The 1,308-nt window shown below is 64.2% G+C and carries 2 protein-coding genes; both read right to left on the bottom strand.

Annotated features, from left to right (window positions below; all coding sequences use genetic code 11):
- Positions 1 to 72 precede the first annotated feature (72 nt).
- Complete coding sequence (locus ASC93_RS18490; RefSeq protein WP_056445530.1) at positions 73 to 267, bottom strand: hypothetical protein; 195 nt, start codon at positions 265 to 267, stop codon at positions 73 to 75.
- An 11-nt stretch (positions 268 to 278) separates the two neighbouring features.
- Entirely contained in the window at positions 279 to 1,172 is an 894-nt protein-coding gene (locus tag ASC93_RS18485; RefSeq protein WP_056445527.1) for an SPFH domain-containing protein, read from the bottom strand.
- Positions 1,173 to 1,308: the final 136 nt, after the last annotated feature.

The raw sequence follows: 1,308 nt of genomic DNA, 5'->3' as shown, positions 1-1,308 counted from the left end.
ATTCCTGCCAGCCGCACCAGCTTTTTCGAAAGGCCAGATCGCAAGATCTGGCCTTTTTCATTTCTTCATTTCTCACGGCGATTCGCCGCTCCCCTCATCCGGCTGGACCGGCGCGATCCGGATGCCCCGCCGCGCCAGCGCTTCGCGCAGCAGGAATTCGATTTCCGCATTCACGCTGCGCAGGTCGTTGGCGGCCAGGCGCTGCAACTGCTCCCACAACGCGGGGTCGATACGCAGCGGATACGACTTTTTACCAGGACTTGCCATCGATACGCGAATCAGTTGTACAGGGTGCCCGCGTTGATGACCGGCTGCGCGTCGCGGTCGGAGCACAGGACCACGAGCAGATTGCTGACCATCGCCGCCTTGCGTTCCGCATCCAGTTCGACGATCTGGCGTTCGGCCAGGCCCTTGAGTGCGTCTTCCACCATCGTGACCGCGCCGTGCACGATGCGGGCACGGGCGCTGATGATCGCCTGGGCCTGCTGGCGGCGCAGCATCACCTGGGCGATCTCGGGCGCATAGGCCAGGTGGGTAAGCTTCGCGTCCAGCGTTTCCACGCCCGCCGCTTCGAAGCGCGCCGTCAGTTCCTCGCTGAGCGCGTGGCCGACTTCCGCCGCGCCACCGCGCAGCGTCATCTCGCCCGGCGCCAGGTCCTCCCCTTCGTCATAGGCATATTGCACTGCCAGGTGGCGCAGCGCGGCCTCGGCCTGCACGGTCACGTAGCGCTCGAAATCGTCCACTTCGAACAGCGCCTGCGCCGTATCGCGCACCCGCCACACGACGGCGGCCGCCAGCTCCACCGGATTGCCGCGCTTGTCGTTGACCTTGAGCGTCGACATGTTGAGGTTGCGCGCCCGCACCGTCAGCTTGCGCTTGCGGTACAGCGGAAAGGCCCAGCGCAGCCCCTCGCCGCGGTCCGTGCCCACATAACGTCCGAACAGCGTCAGCACCGCCGTTTCGTTCGGCTGCAGCATGTACAGCCCCGTGCACACGAATCCCCCGGCGACGGCAAGTGCGATACCGGCGACGGCCACGCCGCTGGTGACCGTGCCCATGATGCCTGCACGGACCAGCCAGGCACCCGCCAGCACGGCAAGCAGGCCGCCGGCGCCGGCCACGTAACCATTCATCGATGCGACCGAGATTTCCTGACGAGTATGTGTAGACATGCGGGCGTTCCGTTGTTATATGAAAGTGATATCACTTTAGGATCACTTCAATGTATTGTCAAGCGGAAGTGTCATACGCCTGGCGCATCGGTCCGACCGGTGCTTGTCGCTGCGCACTTTGCCATTCGAGAAAGGA

The organism is Massilia sp. Root335 (genome assembly GCF_001425685.1).
GTDB lineage: Bacteria > Pseudomonadota > Gammaproteobacteria > Burkholderiales > Burkholderiaceae_D > Telluria > Telluria luteola.
This window is presented reverse-complemented; position numbering and strand designations above follow the sequence as displayed.